13 protein-coding genes and 1 pseudogene are annotated in these 16,468 nt (G+C 37.1%); 7 read left to right on the plus strand and 7 right to left on the minus strand.

All coding sequences use genetic code 11. The annotated features are described in order from the left end of the window. Positions 1–39: 39 nt before the first annotated feature. The 3 genes from VK90_RS00485 to VK90_RS00495 are packed head-to-tail and all read right to left on the minus strand — an operon-like array spanning position 40 to position 840. Positions 40–222 carry a DUF3976 domain-containing protein gene (locus tag VK90_RS00485; RefSeq protein ID WP_048369561.1) on the minus strand — a complete coding sequence of 61 codons (183 nt, stop codon included), beginning with the start codon at positions 220–222 and terminating at the stop codon, positions 40–42. A gap of 28 nt (positions 223–250) precedes the next feature. Beyond that, the gene (locus VK90_RS00490; RefSeq protein WP_048369563.1) at positions 251–628 is read right to left on the minus strand and encodes a hypothetical protein; all 378 of its coding nucleotides are present in this window, start codon (positions 626–628) and stop codon (positions 251–253) included. 2 nt (positions 629–630) lie between these two features. Next, on the minus strand, positions 631–840 hold the full coding sequence (locus VK90_RS00495) for a helix-turn-helix transcriptional regulator (RefSeq protein ID WP_025149193.1): 210 nt from the start codon (positions 838–840) through the stop codon (positions 631–633). Positions 841–1,664: 824 nt separating this feature from the next. Between VK90_RS00495 and odhA the strand changes: the two genes are divergently transcribed. From odhA to VK90_RS00525, 6 genes are all read left to right on the plus strand, one after another. Further along, on the plus strand, positions 1,665–4,532 hold the full coding sequence (gene odhA, locus VK90_RS00500) for a 2-oxoglutarate dehydrogenase E1 component (protein ID WP_048369565.1): 2,868 nt from the start codon (positions 1,665–1,667) through the stop codon (positions 4,530–4,532). A gap of 129 nt (positions 4,533–4,661) precedes the next feature. After that, positions 4,662–5,921: a 2-oxoglutarate dehydrogenase complex dihydrolipoyllysine-residue succinyltransferase gene (gene odhB / locus VK90_RS00505; protein WP_048369566.1), complete on the plus strand. Its 1,260-nt coding sequence runs from the start codon at positions 4,662–4,664 to the stop codon at positions 5,919–5,921. Between the two features lie 125 nt (positions 5,922–6,046). Then, positions 6,047–7,966, plus strand: coding sequence for a putative thiazole-containing bacteriocin maturation protein (locus tag VK90_RS00510; RefSeq protein WP_048369568.1), 1,920 nt, complete (start codon positions 6,047–6,049; stop codon positions 7,964–7,966). Further along, complete coding sequence (locus VK90_RS00515) at positions 7,963–9,912, plus strand: TOMM precursor leader peptide-binding protein (RefSeq protein WP_048369571.1); 1,950 nt, start codon at positions 7,963–7,965, stop codon at positions 9,910–9,912. Before VK90_RS00510 ends, VK90_RS00515 begins: the two co-directional genes overlap by 4 nt. A gap of 22 nt (positions 9,913–9,934) precedes the next feature. Next, entirely contained in the window at positions 9,935–11,497 is a 1,563-nt protein-coding gene (locus VK90_RS00520) for a SagB family peptide dehydrogenase (RefSeq protein ID WP_048369573.1), read from the plus strand. A 91-nt stretch (positions 11,498–11,588) separates the two neighbouring features. Continuing rightward, positions 11,589–12,179 carry a class I SAM-dependent methyltransferase gene (locus VK90_RS00525; RefSeq protein WP_048369576.1) on the plus strand — a complete coding sequence of 197 codons (591 nt, stop codon included), beginning with the start codon at positions 11,589–11,591 and terminating at the stop codon, positions 12,177–12,179. A gap of 31 nt (positions 12,180–12,210) precedes the next feature. On the opposite strand, the gene VK90_RS00530 is transcribed toward VK90_RS00525, so the two are convergent. The 3 genes from VK90_RS00530 to VK90_RS00540 all read right to left on the minus strand — a co-directional run bounded on the left by VK90_RS00530 (position 12,211) and on the right by VK90_RS00540 (position 14,778). After that, complete coding sequence (locus VK90_RS00530) at positions 12,211–12,621, minus strand: DUF3908 family protein (RefSeq protein ID WP_048369578.1); 411 nt, start codon at positions 12,619–12,621, stop codon at positions 12,211–12,213. Positions 12,622–12,854: 233 nt separating this feature from the next. Beyond that, positions 12,855–13,343, minus strand: a complete 489-nt coding sequence (locus tag VK90_RS00535; protein WP_048369580.1) for a GNAT family N-acetyltransferase — start codon at positions 13,341–13,343, stop codon at positions 12,855–12,857. Between the two features lie 100 nt (positions 13,344–13,443). Next, a complete protein-coding gene (locus VK90_RS00540; RefSeq protein WP_048369582.1) occupies positions 13,444–14,778 on the minus strand; it encodes an FAD-dependent oxidoreductase in 1,335 nt (444 codons plus the stop codon). Positions 14,779–14,881: 103 nt separating this feature from the next. Between VK90_RS00540 and VK90_RS30070 the strand changes: the two are divergent. Then, positions 14,882–15,168: pseudogene (locus VK90_RS30070) on the plus strand (hypothetical protein); the annotation flags it as partial. Between the two features lie 46 nt (positions 15,169–15,214). On the opposite strand, the gene VK90_RS00550 reads toward VK90_RS30070, so the two are convergent. Beyond that, a complete protein-coding gene (locus VK90_RS00550; protein WP_048369585.1) occupies positions 15,215–16,453 on the minus strand; it encodes a TcaA 3rd/4th domain-containing protein in 1,239 nt (412 codons plus the stop codon). Positions 16,454–16,468: the final 15 nt, after the last annotated feature.

Consider the following 16,468-nt stretch of genomic DNA (forward strand, 5'->3'; position numbering starts at 1 on the left):
AGAAAGACCTTACTAAATGTAAGGTCCCATTTTTAATTTCTATAATGACTTATTAATTAAAACAACTAACACAACGATCGCTATAAACATAACGACTAAACAGCCGATTAATTTATAAAATCCTCTTTTCGTTAACGTTCCACCTTGAACGTCTTTACGAATAAATAAGAATACAGCTAAAAATAAAATAAGCCCTATACCAAAAGCGTATATCATTTGCATTTGTTAATCTTCCTTTCTCTCTTACATCTTAATATCTTTTAGACAAAACAACAAATGAGATAAAGACTGTACTCATCGTTAGTGCCATTAATATGTTCAATAGTTCAGTTGCAGATGGTGTAATTACTTTTAAGTTTAAACCAATAGAGAAAAGAAGATAATATGCCGTTAGTGCAAAAAAGGTGAAGAACATTCCTTTATAACGAATGAGTTTCATTCGCTCATCTTTTTCTTTAAATTGCGGGTGCAAGTAGCTTAAGCAAAAACACATGATCATCATCGCAAGTAATGGATAAGTTATAGCTGGTGGTGCAGAATGCGTCATTATACCTGTTAATATCATAAATCCACTCATAACTAGAAAAATAATTCCCATAACAACAAAGTACTTTTGTGAATAATTCATTCCTACTCCCCCTCTTCTTTTCCTTCATAAATAAAGACATGTTCTATCGTTGTCTGAAATGCTTTTGCGATTTCAAATGCTAACGGAAGTGATGGATCATATTTTCCCTTTTCAATTGAGATAATGGTTTGTCTGGAAACCCCTAGCTTTTCAGCCAATTTTTCTTGAGATAGTCCAAGTTTCTTTCTGTATTCGACCATTTTATTTTCCAAGGAAATTTCTCCCTCCTTCTTTATAACGAGTATATATGTAAAGGAACCTTTACGTCAAGGTTCCTTTACATGCATATGGATTATTTTGCATTCTATTTATATAGAAGAAACTTTTTCAATTTCAACACGTCTATTTTGAAACGAAACATGGAACAATGTATATATCCGTTACTATATTTCCTCCCCGCTTTTATAAAAATTTAATATCTCCATATTTGTTTTATCTTTTTAAACCATTTCATTCTTCTCTTTATTCAATGAAATGCGCTGTTGTTTTTACGGTGTTTTTCGCCATATTTATAGAAACTAACGGTTTATGAAGCATTTTTTATGTATAGCCACTTTTTTTGTAGAAATCCTTCATTTTCCTTTTAATATTTAACACTATCGAAATAAAGTTTATGCTAAATTCATAATTTTTTATTTTTTATACTATATTCCGTTGTATTGTTGTATAATATCAATGAAAGCGCTTATTATTTCAATATACATAATTCGAACGCGTTTTTATCGAAACATTCCAACGATTATACCTATATTTAAATGCAACAATTATAGTTATTAATGTAGGTATACCAAATATATCCACCCCCTTTTTCTGTAAAATTACTTTATAACATTAAAGATTAACTTGGGTGATAAGTTATTGTGAATGTTTTTTTACAAAACAGATAAGTAATAGTGTTTGGTATTATGTAAATTATTGTAATAACATAAGAGTAAAGAAAACATTTACATTGATTATTGGTTCATCAATTATTGAAAAGAGCAAAATGCACCTTTTTGTATGGAAAAGGATTATATGCATTGGGAGGTTTAAACAAATGACGAGGAAGAATACAACGACAAACCCTTGGGCCAAGTTCCATGGTCCGAACCTTGGTTATGTTATTGAACAGTATGATCTTTACGTAACTGGAGCAGGTTCTGTTGATCCGGAATTACAAGAGCTTTTTGAAATTTTTGGAGCTCCTTCGTTCCAAGATGATGTCGTAACAGGGGACAACACAGCAACAAATTTTTCTCCTCAAAACACTGGAAACATTGAAAAAATTCTTAAAGTCGTTCAACTTGTTGAGCAGATTCGTTCTTTCGGGCATACGTTGGCTCACATTAATCCAATGGAAGATGCTGCAAATGGACAATCTCTTATCGAGAAAGCAATGAGCGAACTTAGCGATGCTGATTTGAAAGCGATTCCAGCTAAAACAGTATGGCAAGATGCACCAGAAGGTATTCACACTGCACTTGATGTAATTCATAGATTAAAAGACGTTTATACAAAATCTTTAGCTTATGAATTTTCACATATACAAGATAGTGAAGAACGCGCGTGGTTGCATCAAATGGTGGAATCAAATTCATTGCGTCAACCATTATCAAATAAAAAACGAACTGCTCTTTTAAAACGTTTAACAGCTGTTGAAGGTTTCGAGCAATTCTTGCATAAAACATTCGTTGGTCAAAAGCGTTTCTCTATCGAGGGCGTTGATATGCTTGTACCTGTATTAGATGAAATTGTTCGAGAAGGTGCTAAAGGCGGCGTAGAAGATGTCATGATTGGTATGGCTCACCGCGGTCGTCTAAGCGTACTTGCTCACGTATTAGAGAAACCATATAGTCACATGTTTGCTGAGTTCAAACATGCAAAAATAGAGGGCGTAAAGGCAAATGCTGGCTGGACTGGCGACGTGAAATACCATTTAGGTAGAGAACAAGTCGTTAGTAATGAAGAAGTTAGCACTCGCGTTACTTTAGCAAATAACCCAAGTCATCTTGAGTTCGTTAATCCTGTTGTGGAAGGTTTCGCACGTGCGGCTCAAGAAAACCGTAAAAAATCTGGTCTTCCAGAACAAGATACTTCAAAATCATTCGTAATTTTAGTTCATGGTGATGCTGCATTCCCTGGTCAAGGTATTGTATCTGAAACATTGAACTTAAGCAGATTGAACGCATATCAAACTGGCGGAACGATCCATGTTATCGCAAATAATGCAGTCGGCTTTACGACTGATAGCTATGATTCTCGTTCTACGAAATATTCGAGTGACCTTGCAAAAGGATTCGACATTCCGATTGTTCACGTGAACGCTGATGATCCGGAAGCTTGTCTTGCTGCTGCTAACCTTGCGATCCAATATCGTACGCTGTTCCAAAAAGACTTCTTAATCGATTTAATCGGTTACCGTCGCTACGGTCATAACGAAATGGATGATCCAGCAGTTACGCAGCCACAAGTGTACAAAAAGATTAAAAATCACCCAACTGTAAGAGCAATTTATGCAGATCAATTACAAGCTGCTGGCGTTCTAAATGCAGATGAGGTTGAAACAATTACTCAGTTTATACAAGAGCAATTAAAAGCTGAATACGCACAAGTACCACCTGCTGATACAAGTGCTGCAACAATTCACGTTAAAGTTCCAGATGTTGTTGCAAGAGGCATCCAGCCGATTGACACTGGTGTTGAACTTGACTCACTTCGTGCAATTAATGAAGGTCTATTATCTTGGCCTGAAGGCTTTAACGTATATCCAAAAGTGAAGAAAATTCTTGAGCGCCGTAAAGATGCTCTTGAAGAGAACGGTAAAATTGAATGGGCACTTGCTGAGTCGTTAGCATTCGCTTCTATTTTACAAGAAGGTACGCCAATTCGTTTAACTGGTCAAGATTCACAGCGTGGTACATTCGCGCATCGTCATATCGTATTACACGATACTGATACAAACGAAACATATTCACCATTACATCGTTTACCAAATATCAATGCTTCATTCTCTGTTCATAACAGTCCGTTATCAGAGGCTGCTGTTGTTGGTTACGAATATGGTTATAACGTATTCGCTCCAGAAACTCTTGTTATGTGGGAAGCGCAATACGGTGACTTCTCAAATACTGCGCAAGCGTTATTTGATCAATATGTTTCAGCAGGAAGAGCAAAATGGGGTCAAAAATCAGGTTTAGTTCTTCTATTACCACACGGTTATGAAGGTCAAGGACCAGAGCATTCTAGTGCACGTCCAGAGCGTTTCTTACAATTAGCTGCTGAAAATAACTGGACAGTTGCAAACTTAACGAGCGCGGCACAATACTTCCATATCTTGCGTCGTCAAGCATCTATCTTAGGAACAGAAGCTGTTCGACCGTTAGTAATTATGACGCCGAAAAGTTTATTACGTCACCCACTTACACTTTCAACAGGTAGTGAGTTAAGTGAAGGACGTTTCCAACCTGCTTTAGAACAAGAAAACCTTGGTATGAAACCAAACAAAGTAAAACGTCTTGTTTTAAGCACAGGTAAAATGGCGATTGACTTAGCAGCAGAGATCGACAATGGTAAGCATGAGTACAGCTTAGATGAAGTTCATATGGTTCGTATCGAGCAGTTGTACCCATTCCCTGCTGAAAAAGTTCAATCTATTATTAAACGCTTTAAAAACTTAGAAGAAATCATTTGGGTTCAAGAAGAGCCTCGTAATATGGGTGCATGGCATTACATGGCTCCAATTCTGTTCGAACTTGCTGGCGATAAAGTGAAAACAGGTTATATTGGACGCCCTGATCGTTCTAGTCCATCTGGTGGCGATCCATTCGCTCACAAAGCTGAGCAAGAACTAATCGTTGCGCACGCTTTAGACGCGAAGTACAACTTCCGTCAAGATAAACAAGAAATTGAAGTTTACAGCAACTGAAAGTAACAATGAATTTTTCAGGCTCGACTTGGGCAGATATTCTGCCCAAGTCGGGCTAACAAATGGAGATTACCGAAGATTAAAGAAGACAAAACACACCGTTAGGCAAATAAGGGGAGGACATTTAAAATGATCGAAATTAAAGTACCTGAGCTTGCAGAATCTATTTCAGAAGGAACTATTTCACAATGGCTTATCAACGTAGGCGACAAAGTTGAGAAAGGTGGCAGCGTTGTTGAGCTTGAGACTGACAAAGTCAATGTAGAAATCATTGCAGAAGATTCAGGTATTGTATCGAAATTACTAGGCGAACCTGGAGATACAGTTGAAGTTGGCGCTACTATCGCAATTTTAGATGCTAATGGCGCAGCAGTTGCAGTAAGCACACCTGCTCCAGCTGCTGAGCAACCAAAACAAGAAACTACTGAAGCACCAAAAGCTGAAGCGCAAAGTGCTGAACAAAATAAAGCTCTTCAAGGTTTACCAAATACAAATCGTCCTATCGCATCACCAGCTGCTCGCAAAATGGCTCGTGAATTAGGAATCGACTTAAACGATGTGCGCAGCACAGATCCACTTGGACGTGTGAGACCGCATGATGTACAAGCTCATGCTGCAGCGCCAAAAGAAGCACCAGCTGCTCCAAAAAGTCCAGCTCCTGCTCCAGCTGTAAAAACTGAATTCGAAAAACCAGTTGAGCGCGTGAAAATGTCCCGCCGCCGTCAAACAATTGCAAAACGTCTTGTAGAAGTTCAACAAACATCTGCAATGTTAACAACATTTAACGAAGTTGATATGAGTGCAATCATGGAATTACGTAAAGAACGCAAAGATGCTTTCGAGAAAAAACATGATGTACGTCTTGGCTTTATGTCATTCTTCACAAAAGCAGTTGTTGCAGCATTAAAACAATTCCCATTATTAAATGCTGAAATTCAAGGCGATGAGCTTATCATTAAAAAATTCTATGATATCGGTATTGCAGTAGCAGCTCCAGATGGATTAGTTGTTCCAGTTGTACGCGATGCTAACCAATTAAACTTCGCTGAAATCGAAAGCGAAATTCGTGAATTGGGTAAAAAAGCACGCGATAACAAACTTTCATTAAAAGAATTACAAGGTGGTACGTTTACAATTACAAACGGTGGCGTGTTCGGTTCTCTAATGTCGACACCAATCCTAAACAGCCCACAAGTAGGTATTCTAGGAATGCATAAAATCCAAGTACGCCCAGTTGCAATCGATAACGAGCGTATGGAAAACCGTCCAATGATGTACCTTGCACTATCTTACGATCACCGTATTGTTGATGGTAAAGAAGCAGTTAGCTTCCTTGTTGCTGTTAAAGATATGCTTGAAGATCCAAAATCATTATTATTAGAAGGTTGATAGACTAAGAGTCTATTAAAGGTTGTAGAATGAATCCATTCTACAGCCTTTTTTTATGCTCATAAGGGACAAATCGCACTACATAGACTAATAATGTATGTTTACAAAACATAAGGGGGATAAAAATGAGTACTCTTCCGACTCACACGAAACTCAAAATAAATAAAGATACTTTCTTCCTCCCCGATTCAAACGGGGGTGTCTATTTTCGAAATAACTCCAGTTCATTCCGTATGGATGGTGATGGAATTTATAACTGGATTGAGAAATTAATGCCTATGTTTAATGGTAATCACTCTTTAGAGGAATTGACGGATGGTCTCCCTCTCCCCTATCAAAATCGAGTGTTTGAAATTGGAGAGATTTTATATGAAAATGGTTTCGTTCGTGATGTAAGCCAAGATGCTCCTCACGAATTAAACGATGCACTGCTCGACAGATATGCTTCGCAAATTGAATTTTTAGAAGCTGATTCCCATTCAGGTGCTTTAAAATTCCAAACGTACCGTACAGCAAATGTACTTATAATTGGTTCTGGGGATATGCTTACTTCCCTAGTTTCTTCTTTGCTTGAATCCGGCTTACCTACATTTCATTATCTTGTTACAGATCGTGCCGAAACAAACTACGATCGAATTCATGAACTAATAGAACGTGCCTATGCAAATGATGATCATGTACTTATACAAGAAATAGATACTACAATCGATCGTCCTTTACATGAAGTATTCGAGCCTTTTGACTGGATTTTATACGTTTCTCAAAATGGAGATATTGAAAGTTTAAGAGCAATACATGCTATTTGTAGAGATGAAGGGAAAAACTTCATCCCTGCTATATGCTTATCAAGAATCGGTTTAGCTGGACCTGTCGTAATAGCAGAGCGTGAAGAATGCTGGGAATCAGCATGGCATCGGCTACATGAAACTACTTTACAAAATGAAAATCCAACAGAGCCTTTCTCACCAATTACAGGTGCAATGTTAGCAAATATTATCGTTTTTGAATTATTTAAGCATGTCGCTGACGATTCACATCGACAGAATAACCCGCAATTCTATTTATTAAACTTTGAAACACTTGAGGGAAAGTGGCATCCCTTTATAAAGCATCCTCTCGCAACTGATGAAAGCTTTACAATTGATACAGTGCAAAATCTTCCTGAAAACCTTGCACATCGGTCCGAACAATTTGATTCAACTGAAATTTTCCGCTTTTTTGATACATTAACTTCTAGAGAAGCTGGTATATTCCATATGTGGGATGAACAAAATTTATATCAATTACCTTTATCACAGTGCTATATTCAAGTCGCAAATCCATTATCAGACGGACCTAGCGCTCTCCTCCCTACTATAACTTGTGGTGGATTAACTCATAATGAAGCACGCCGCGAAGCTGGTTTAACAGGGGTTGAAACATATGTAGAGGAAATCATTCATCGTCTTATTCCTGAACATAATGATATCGGTATTGGTGCTGGTGAAACGATGACAGAAGGTGTATACCGTGCACTACAAAAACATTTAAATAATAAATTGTGTGAACGGCAATCACATATGCTAGAAGAAATTACAGAACTCGATTTAACCGAAATACATGATAACCATTGTAGGTTTTACTACAATGCTCTCTCTACAATTCATGAAACGCCTAAAGTTGGAATGAGTGAGGAATTACTCGGTTTTCCTGTCGTTTGGGTCGGTATAAATGATAGATGGTATGGTGCAGCAAATATTAATATGACATTGGCACTAAGAAACGCTCTGCAACAAGCACTCCTTCATATTCAAAATGAAGAGGTTCCTTATAGAGCTAATATTTCGCCAGAATCATCCATTATTTTATGTAGTACTGATTCTTTTAGGGTAGAAATACAAGAAGAGCAAGAAGTTCCAGGCGTACAGTCTTTACAAGTTGCCCTGCAAAATTTAGCAGAAAACAATTTTTATCCATTCGTTTTTGATTTAGCAATTGAGTCATTTCTAAAAGATAACTTAGATGGTGTATATGGGGTATTAATTGAGGAGGGTGAAAGCAAATGACTCAAAACATACTACTAATAGGAGATGGCCTACTCGCAGACTATGTACATGATCAATTGTGTAAACAATACTCCATCATCCGCCAACATACAATTACAGAAACTCTCCCTGAAAATATTCATCTCGCTCTTGTATTACATGACGGCTCTCCTTCTTCCGTTCATCATGATGCTGAACTTATCTTTCGCTCAAGTAATATTCCATGGCTTCGGGGGTTCACTTCATTTGGTGAAGGGATTATTGGCCCTTACATTCATCCTCTTGCCACAGGATGTACCAACTGCGCTGATGGCCGTCGCTTTATAGCTGGCTTTGATCAACGAGAAATGTGGGAATTACAGCGGAAATATGCGTTAAAAGCAAATGATGTGACGAGGCGTGATGTACGCGCCACCCAAAATGGAATTTTACAAATGTGCCAGCTCATTCATGCTGAAACAGAGAAAATATTATCTACTGAACATTCTTCTTTAGAAAACGAACTTATTTTACTAGACTTACAAACATTACAATGTACCCGGCATTCCTTTCTTCCAGATCCTCTCTGTCCAGTATGTAGCAATTTGTCTGACGATACAGCCGATGCATCAAAGATTTCTTTACAACCGAGTTTGAAAACGAGCAGTGAAGCGTATCGCTGTCGTTCGATTCATGAGCTAAACACATTTTTAACGAAAGATTATTTAGATTATCGAACCGGAATTTTAAACGGCAAAATGCAGCATTCTTTATTACCGTTCGCTGATGTCATTATAAATATGCCGTTAATGTTTGGGAATGAAGGTGTCGCGGGCCGAACTAATTCATTCGCACTCAGTGAATCAACTGCTATTTTGGAAGGATTAGAACGATATTGCGGCATGTCACCTCGTGGCAAAAAGACAAATGTACATGGTAGTTTTCGTGAACTAGAGGATATCGCACTGAATCCCCTCACACTTGGTGTACATACAAATGAACATTATAATCGTGATCCTTTTCCATTTAAACCGTTTGATCCTGATCATCAGCAAAGTTGGGTATGGGGATATTCTTTATCACAAGATAGACCACTTCTAGTCCCAGAATCAATCGCCTATTATAGCCTTGGTCATCGAGATGCTTTTGTGTATGAAACATCAAATGGATGTGCGATTGGTGGTAGTTTAGAAGAGGCCATTTTTCATGGCATATTAGAAATCGTAGAGCGTGATGCTTTTTTACTCACATGGTATGCAGAATTACCTCTTCCTCGTCTTGATCTTAGTTCCGCAGAGGATACTGAATTACAATTAATGATTGAGCGCTTGCGTACGATTACTGGATATGAATTACACGTTTTCAACGCAACGATGGAACACGGTATTCCGAGCATTTGGGTGATTGCGAAAAACACGAGGCAAGATGGGATGAATCTCGTCTGTGCTGGTGGTGCTCATATGGAGCCCATTCGAGCAATCAAAACTGCGATTCATGAAATAGCTGGCATGTTACTTATATCAGATGATGATCTGAATCAAAACAAAGAAAAATATGAAAACTGTTTACGCGATCCTTATCTTGTTACGCAAATGGGCGATCATAGTATGCTATACGGATTGAAAGAAGCTGAAGAACGTCTTCACTTCCTTTTACGTGACGATGCTCCGGTGCAAACGTTCCAAGAAGTGAATGCATTACAATCATTTGATATGGATTTAACATCTGACCTGAATCAACTTTTAAACCGACTACATCAATCTGGGCTTGAAGTAATTGTTGTAGATCAAACTGTCCCCCTCATAGAAAAGAATGGATTACGTTGTGTAAAAGTAATTATTCCAGGTATGTTACCGATGACGTTTGGTCACCACCTCACTCGTCTTACAGGACTAGACAGAGTCTATACCGTACCGATGACACTCGGCTATACAAATGAACCTTTAACGAATGAGGGATTAAATCCACATCCGCATCCGTTTCCATAATTTATAGTAAGGAGGGAATTTGATGCAACTAGATACTTTTTTACACCATCTCCATTTCTCTATTAATGAAATTATGCCGCCCGATAAAGAGATTGATTGGGAAGATGCGCCACTTCCTTATAAATTATATCGAAATTTACCAGTCATCCCTCTCTCTTTAGAAGTCCCGTTAACATTACGTAATCCTTCTACTAAACCTAACTTAGAGGAAATCGGTCATTATCTTTGGTACTCGTTTGGTTTAACACAATTATGCCAACCTACTACTAGCCTAGAACATAATAAAACAACGACTCTATTCCGAAGATTCATCCCTTCAGGGGGGGCTTTATATCCAAATGAATTATATATGTATTTAAAGATTGATCATTATCCAGATGGAATTTACCATTATGATGCCGCACATCATCGTCTCATCTTACTTCGTGAAGGAAATTTTGATTCTTATCTTACAGAAGCACTCGGCAATCGTTGCAACATACATTCTTGTTTTGGCGCTGCATTTGTATCTACTATGTTTTGGAAAAACTTCTTTAAATACAATAACTTTTCATATCGTCTCCAAGGATTAGACAGTGGTGTTCTAATCGGACAATTGCTTGAATGCGCAAAACAATTCGGCTACACAAATGGGGTATATTTTCAGTTTCTAGACCGGGCAATTAATCATTTACTCGGACTATCAGAAAATGAAGAAAGTGTATACGCGGTCGTTCCTTTAAGTACAGAACCACATACAGATTGGTTTCACGATGATCATCATGAAAATAAAACAGTTACTTCTCATGACTTACTACAGCAAATTCCGCCTTTAACACATGAGCATTTCGTTCGCTCAAAACATGTAGATGAATATCCGATGATAACAAAAGTAAACGCGACATCTATGATTGAATCGACAGAACACTTCCAAACATTAACTCATGAAGAACGACATCAATATAATGCCCACACTTTACAACTACCAAAAGTAGAACGTTTATCATATGATTTCTTGCACCTTTGTAAAAAACGATATTCACCTGATGCCGACTTCATTTTAACGAAATGGGATGCAGTCGAGCTCGCTACTTTACTACAAGAAGCGAGCCTCTCCTTCCCTTATTACAACGATCTTGATGGTAATTACTTAAATGAAAATGCACGAGTCTCATTATATGGATGCTTTTATAACGTAAAAGATATAGAAAACGGCGCTTACGCTTATAACAGTCAAACACATTCCATACAGCCAATACGGCATGGAGACCTTCGTTATCCCCTCCAATCCAGTATGACAATGGATAACGTAAATCTGTTTCAAGCACCACTTTGTCTACATGTAATTGGAAATAAGGATTACTATAAAAATGAATTAGGATATAGAGGATACCGTATTCACCAAATGGAAGCTGGTATACTCGTTCATAAACTCGTTTTAGCTGCGACTGCTATGGGAATGGGCGGTCACCCTTTACTTAGTTTCGATACAAATTTATGTAATCAATTGTATGGAATAGATGGCAGAAATGAAACGTCGCTCATTCAAATTCCAGTTGGAGCGTATCGGGCGCGGAATTGGCTAAAAGGATACTTGCATAATTAGAAGCACGCCAATTGATGGCGTGCTTTTTTAAAGGAGTTAAATTATTAGAAGCGAAATAAGTACATATTCTTATATAAAAGGAGAGTTTGAATTGAGTATTTTACAACGATTAATCGAGCAAGCGAAAAATCCTCGTGGGACAATCGGTTCCTCTATGCTTTGCATTATGAATGCTGCACATACGAGACTAACAAATTGGGCTTTACAAAAAATACATATACGTGAAGATGCAATTATTTTAGATATTGGTTGTGGAGGTGGTAAAACAATACATACACTTTCAAGATTAACTCCCCATGGGAAAATATATGGGATTGATTACTCCAATCAAGCTGTTGAAAACTCAAAGAAAGCAAATATGAAGGATGTAAAAGCAGCGAAAGTAATTATTCATCAAGCAAGCGTCTCCTCTATTCCATATCATCCGGACTTCTTTGATCTCATTACCGCTTTTCAAACCCACTACTTTTGGCCTGATGTTGAACACGATATAAAAGAAGTGTTTCGCGTCTTAAAACCGAACGGATCCTTTTTATTAGTCGCTGAAACTTTCAAAATCCAATATCATATGGATACATTTAAAGCGACCGAAGAATTAGTAAACCTCTTTTATAAAACAGGATTTAAAGGTGTGAAATGTTATGAGGAGAGAGGTTGCCTTTGTTTAATAGGAAACAAGTAAAAAAGCAGGCCGTTCAAGGCCTGCTTTTTTACTAGATTAATTTAAAGATACTCTTAATTTGTCTTGCAAATAACCAGTTTTTCGTACCGTAGTTATCATTTAAACTATCTAAATTGATAGCTTTTCCATTAGAAAACTTCAATTCTAATGTAGTATTTTTATCATTTGTTTTTAAATTACTATTTGTAATATCAGCATACTTTAACTTCTCAACTTCGACATACTCTTCCTTCTCTTGTCCGATAACAACGTGATCTTGGAAGAAGAAAAATACTTCTGCTTTCTTGCCGAAACAAAATACATTTTTCGTATAAATTAACGTCGCGTTATCAAGTCCGACACATACTTCTTTCATCTCTTCAACAACGTGTCCAAAGTCTTCTTCATGTCTTGTATTTGATTCAGCAATCCATTCTTCGATTGTTTTCATATTTATTGCCATGTTGTACCCCCTGGTTCGTTCATTGCTTGTTAAAAAAACAAATACTATATGACAATATAAGCGATAACTACTATACTTTTCAAGGGTGAACGCTATATTCAAAATAAAGTGAAACTTTAATCAGCAAGGATTTTGCCCATCCCCCACTGATTATTAGCCCTCACCACAATCGGGCTGCCCGTTAACGCGGATAAAGTTAAACTTCAAAGTAATTGTAAAGAGCACCAATTTCATTATATTTTAAACGTCTGAACGAGACATTCTTCATCATCAATTAGTTGCTCTCTCTCATCAAATTCAATATTCAATTCTTTATATACTTTCTTCCAAAACGAAACTGCTGGTACATTTTTCACAAGTTCGATAACGAAATATTGTCCTCGTTTCTCTTCTAGTAAATTCTCAATAACTTGTTTACCCATTCCTTTTCCTTTATATTGATTCAATATGAAAATATCATTAATACCAAAGTCGTTTTCTTTCTTCAAAAATGGACGTTCTAATAACAATAAAAACCCTACGATACTATTATCAACTTTTATGAAATAAGGAGTGAGTCCGTCGATTTTCCAAAACGTGTCCAAATCTTCGTATTCAAAAAAACCATCCGCTCCAATAGTTATATTAGTAGTGAACCTAGAGAGGTCATGAAGATATAGTGAGTACAAATTACGTAAAATCGTTTTTTCTGATTCTTGAACTTGTTGAAGTGCTACAGCCATTTTTAATGATCCCCTTCCCTATATGTAACTATTTCCCAATCCTCTTTATTCGACAAAAATGATCATTCCCCTTTAACGAAAAAATAGCACTTAAAAAGTGCTATTCCGCTCTCCTTGCCGCTTGTTGAATTGGATCCCAAACGCTGTTATATGGTGGTGCGTAACTTAAGTCGACATCTTCTAAATCGTGAATGCTCATTTTATTGAAAAGTGCCATTGCGATAACATCAATACGCTTATCTACACCTTCTTCACCAATTACTTGCCCGCCTAATAATTGTTTCGTATCAGAACGATATAGTAATTTCAAATAAAGTGGTGTAGCACTCGGATAATAGCCTGCCATATTTGTTGAATCTATTTTTACTGTTTTATACGGAATATTTAATCCGCTCGCTTCTTTTTCATTTAATCCCGTTCTCGCTAATGTAAGATCCATAAATTTAATAATTCCTGTACCTAAAGTACCTTTAAAGGCTCTTCGTTTATCAACCATATTTAGCCCTGCAAGTCGCCCTTGTTTATTTGCGGTCGTTCCAATTGGAATATGATCATGAATCTCTTTTATAACGTGATAATGTGTTGCACAATCTCCTGCTGCATATACATCTTTCACATTCGTTTGCATATAAGCATTTACTTCAATTGCACCTTTATAATTTTTACGTATATTTGTCCCCTCAAGAAAATCAGTATTTGGCTGTACACCGACAGATACTAAAACGAGATCTGTTTTATACGTACCTTTATCCGTCTCAATTAACTCTACTCTCTCTTTTCCTTTAAACGCTTTTACATTTTCATTTGTTAAAATTTCGATATTATGTTTATCCGCTTCTTTATGTATATATTCCGCCATATCGGCATCATAAATTGTGCCAATATGATTGTTTCGCTCAATCATTCTTACTTTCTTTCCTAGTTCTACAAATGTTTCTGCCATCTCTAGACCAATTGCACCGCCGCCAATAATCGTTACTTGCTCAACACTATTTGCTTGTAACGTGTCTAATATATGCTCAGCATCCGGAATTGTTTTTAAAAGATGAACACCTTGTAAGTCCCTTCCTTCCCAATCCGGCATAACAGGTCGTACACCAGTCGCGATTAATAATCGATCATATGGAAATTCAAAGACATCTTTCGTCTTCGTATGTACTGCATACACAACTTTATTTTCAGTATCCACTTTCGTTACTTCATGACGCACTTTCGCATCTATTCCGTATTTATCTCGAAATGTCTTTACATTACGTGCGATTAATTTTTCAGTTGAAGCAATAGCACCGCTAATCACATACGGTAGTCCGCACTGAGCGTATGAATATATTTCACCTTTTTCTAGCGTAACAACATTCGCAGTTTCATCGTTTCTAACAATTTGCATCGCTGCACTCATACCAGCTGCATCTCCGCCAATAATGACATAGTTCACTTTACCACTCCTTCTTTTTACATACTCTTTACGATTTCCATATTTTATAGAAATAACACCTACTTCTATTGTAAAGAAAGAGAATTCCCTCTACAAATTTGTGGCACAAGATATTTGGAAAGCCACTCGCTTCGCCTCAGCATCACACGCCGGTAAGTCCATATTTCCGGTCGGTACTGTTAAAATTATTAACTTATCTCCAGATACAATAACGGTTACTACATCAGCAGGATCAGATGATACAATTAAAATAGTCGTACCACCCCATTCTGAAGCAGCCTTAACATCTAGTCCTTTATCCAATGTACAGACTAGTACATCAGGAAAAGCAAGCAGAGTCACATTCCTCTTTCATATTTTTTCTCAAGAGATCCCAATCCAGCTAAATAACTATAGAAAAGGTACAGTAATATGCACTGTACCTTTTTCACGCACTCTATTCTCTTGATTTGATAAGTTCAACATTATAAGATTCAATATTAGTTAACGCTCCTGTAAAATACGGATTTTCTCTGTACCAAGACTGTTTTGAAAAGTACGTTTGCATATCTTTCGTTTGAAAAATATGTCCATGTCTTGCGTATATTTCATTTCTAGCAATTTTCAATTGTTCTTTCGTTAAATATCCCAAATCCGCACTCGTTAATTTACGAATATCACTATCAGGGAAAATGAAACCATTATATACATATTGAGTCGTAACTGGCGGGGTGACATTGTAAATAACTGTTTTTTCTGCACCTTTCTTTTGAAATGGAAGACTATAAGTCGACAGTGCGGTGACAGTTTCCACCTTTGTCATTTCTCTTCCGTTTTCACCATTTCGTTCTAAATAAATCGTTGCACTTCCATCAGTAGATATAGGCCCCCACGTAATCTCTTCTCCGGTCAACATTGTAACTGGCTTTTGATTCACATATAATGTCGCACCAGGCGCATTCGTTTGGACTGTAATATATTGTCCTTGTAACGTTAAATCTACCGTTACATTATTTTGGCTTTGTTTCATAAGTACAACCTTTTCTTCACGAGATAGTTTCACATATTCATTTTTATATTCTGATTGAAACAGTTGTACCCCTGGAAGAAACGGTCCATATTGCTTCTCAAACTTTTTATCATTCGTCTTATCAAGCTCTTTTCCGTTCACCTTTAAAAATGTATCTTTTTCATTTGTAAGTAACGTTGCATAATACGTCTTCGCTTTCAATTTATACCGATCAAATAAAAAGAAATACTTCCCGTCTTTTGTTAAAGAAAAATCTACTCTTTCTATTCCCTCACCCTGCTTTTGTCCTTGCTTCATATAACCTTTCAATTCATTAACGTAAGACGGATTTTCTTTTATATATGAAAATAGAGGCGCTAAACTCTCTCTCGTTACAATAACCGCTGGATCATCTGTCGTGACCATCTCAGCCAGCTGCTCCCCGTTCCTCTCTTGTAAAACAGTAATCATACGGTCTACTTGCGCTGATTGCGAATAATATGACCCACCATACATATACAACCCGCCCATTACTATCACAAAAAGTGCTAAAAGTATAATTCCAATTTTTGTCCCTTTGCCCATTTTCTGCTTTTGTACTACAGGACGTCCCCTCTTCGTCCCGCAGTTTTGGCAAAATTGCACTCCGTCTTCAAACTGAGTTCCGCACTTTGTACATACATTCATCCGTTCAACCACCTT

The sequence above is a fragment of the Bacillus sp. LK2 genome, assembly GCF_001043575.1.
In the GTDB taxonomy this organism is placed as follows: Bacteria; Bacillota; Bacilli; order Bacillales; family Bacillaceae_G; genus Bacillus_A; species Bacillus_A paramycoides.

Bases quoted from the DNA above. Each gene is read 5' to 3' on its own strand.
- VK90_RS00520 (WP_048369573.1), top strand. From the start codon at position 9,935: ATGCAACTAGATACTTTTTTACACCATCTCCATTTCTCTATTAATGAA.
- odhB (WP_048369566.1), top strand. From the start codon at position 4,662: ATGATCGAAATTAAAGTACCTGAGCTTGCAGAATCTATTTCAGAAGGA.
- VK90_RS00510 (WP_048369568.1), top strand. From the start codon at position 6,047: ATGAGTACTCTTCCGACTCACACGAAACTCAAAATAAATAAAGATACT.
- VK90_RS00530 (WP_048369578.1), bottom strand. From the start codon at position 12,621: ATGGCAATAAATATGAAAACAATCGAAGAATGGATTGCTGAATCAAAT.
- VK90_RS00535 (WP_048369580.1), bottom strand. From the start codon at position 13,343: ATGGCTGTAGCACTTCAACAAGTTCAAGAATCAGAAAAAACGATTTTA.
- VK90_RS00485 (WP_048369561.1), bottom strand. From the start codon at position 222: ATGCAAATGATATACGCTTTTGGTATAGGGCTTATTTTATTTTTAGCT.
- VK90_RS00515 (WP_048369571.1), top strand. From the start codon at position 7,963: ATGACTCAAAACATACTACTAATAGGAGATGGCCTACTCGCAGACTAT.
- VK90_RS00550 (WP_048369585.1), bottom strand. From the start codon at position 16,453: ATGAATGTATGTACAAAGTGCGGAACTCAGTTTGAAGACGGAGTGCAA.
- VK90_RS00490 (WP_048369563.1), bottom strand. From the start codon at position 628: ATGAATTATTCACAAAAGTACTTTGTTGTTATGGGAATTATTTTTCTA.
- odhA (WP_048369565.1), top strand. From the start codon at position 1,665: ATGACGAGGAAGAATACAACGACAAACCCTTGGGCCAAGTTCCATGGT.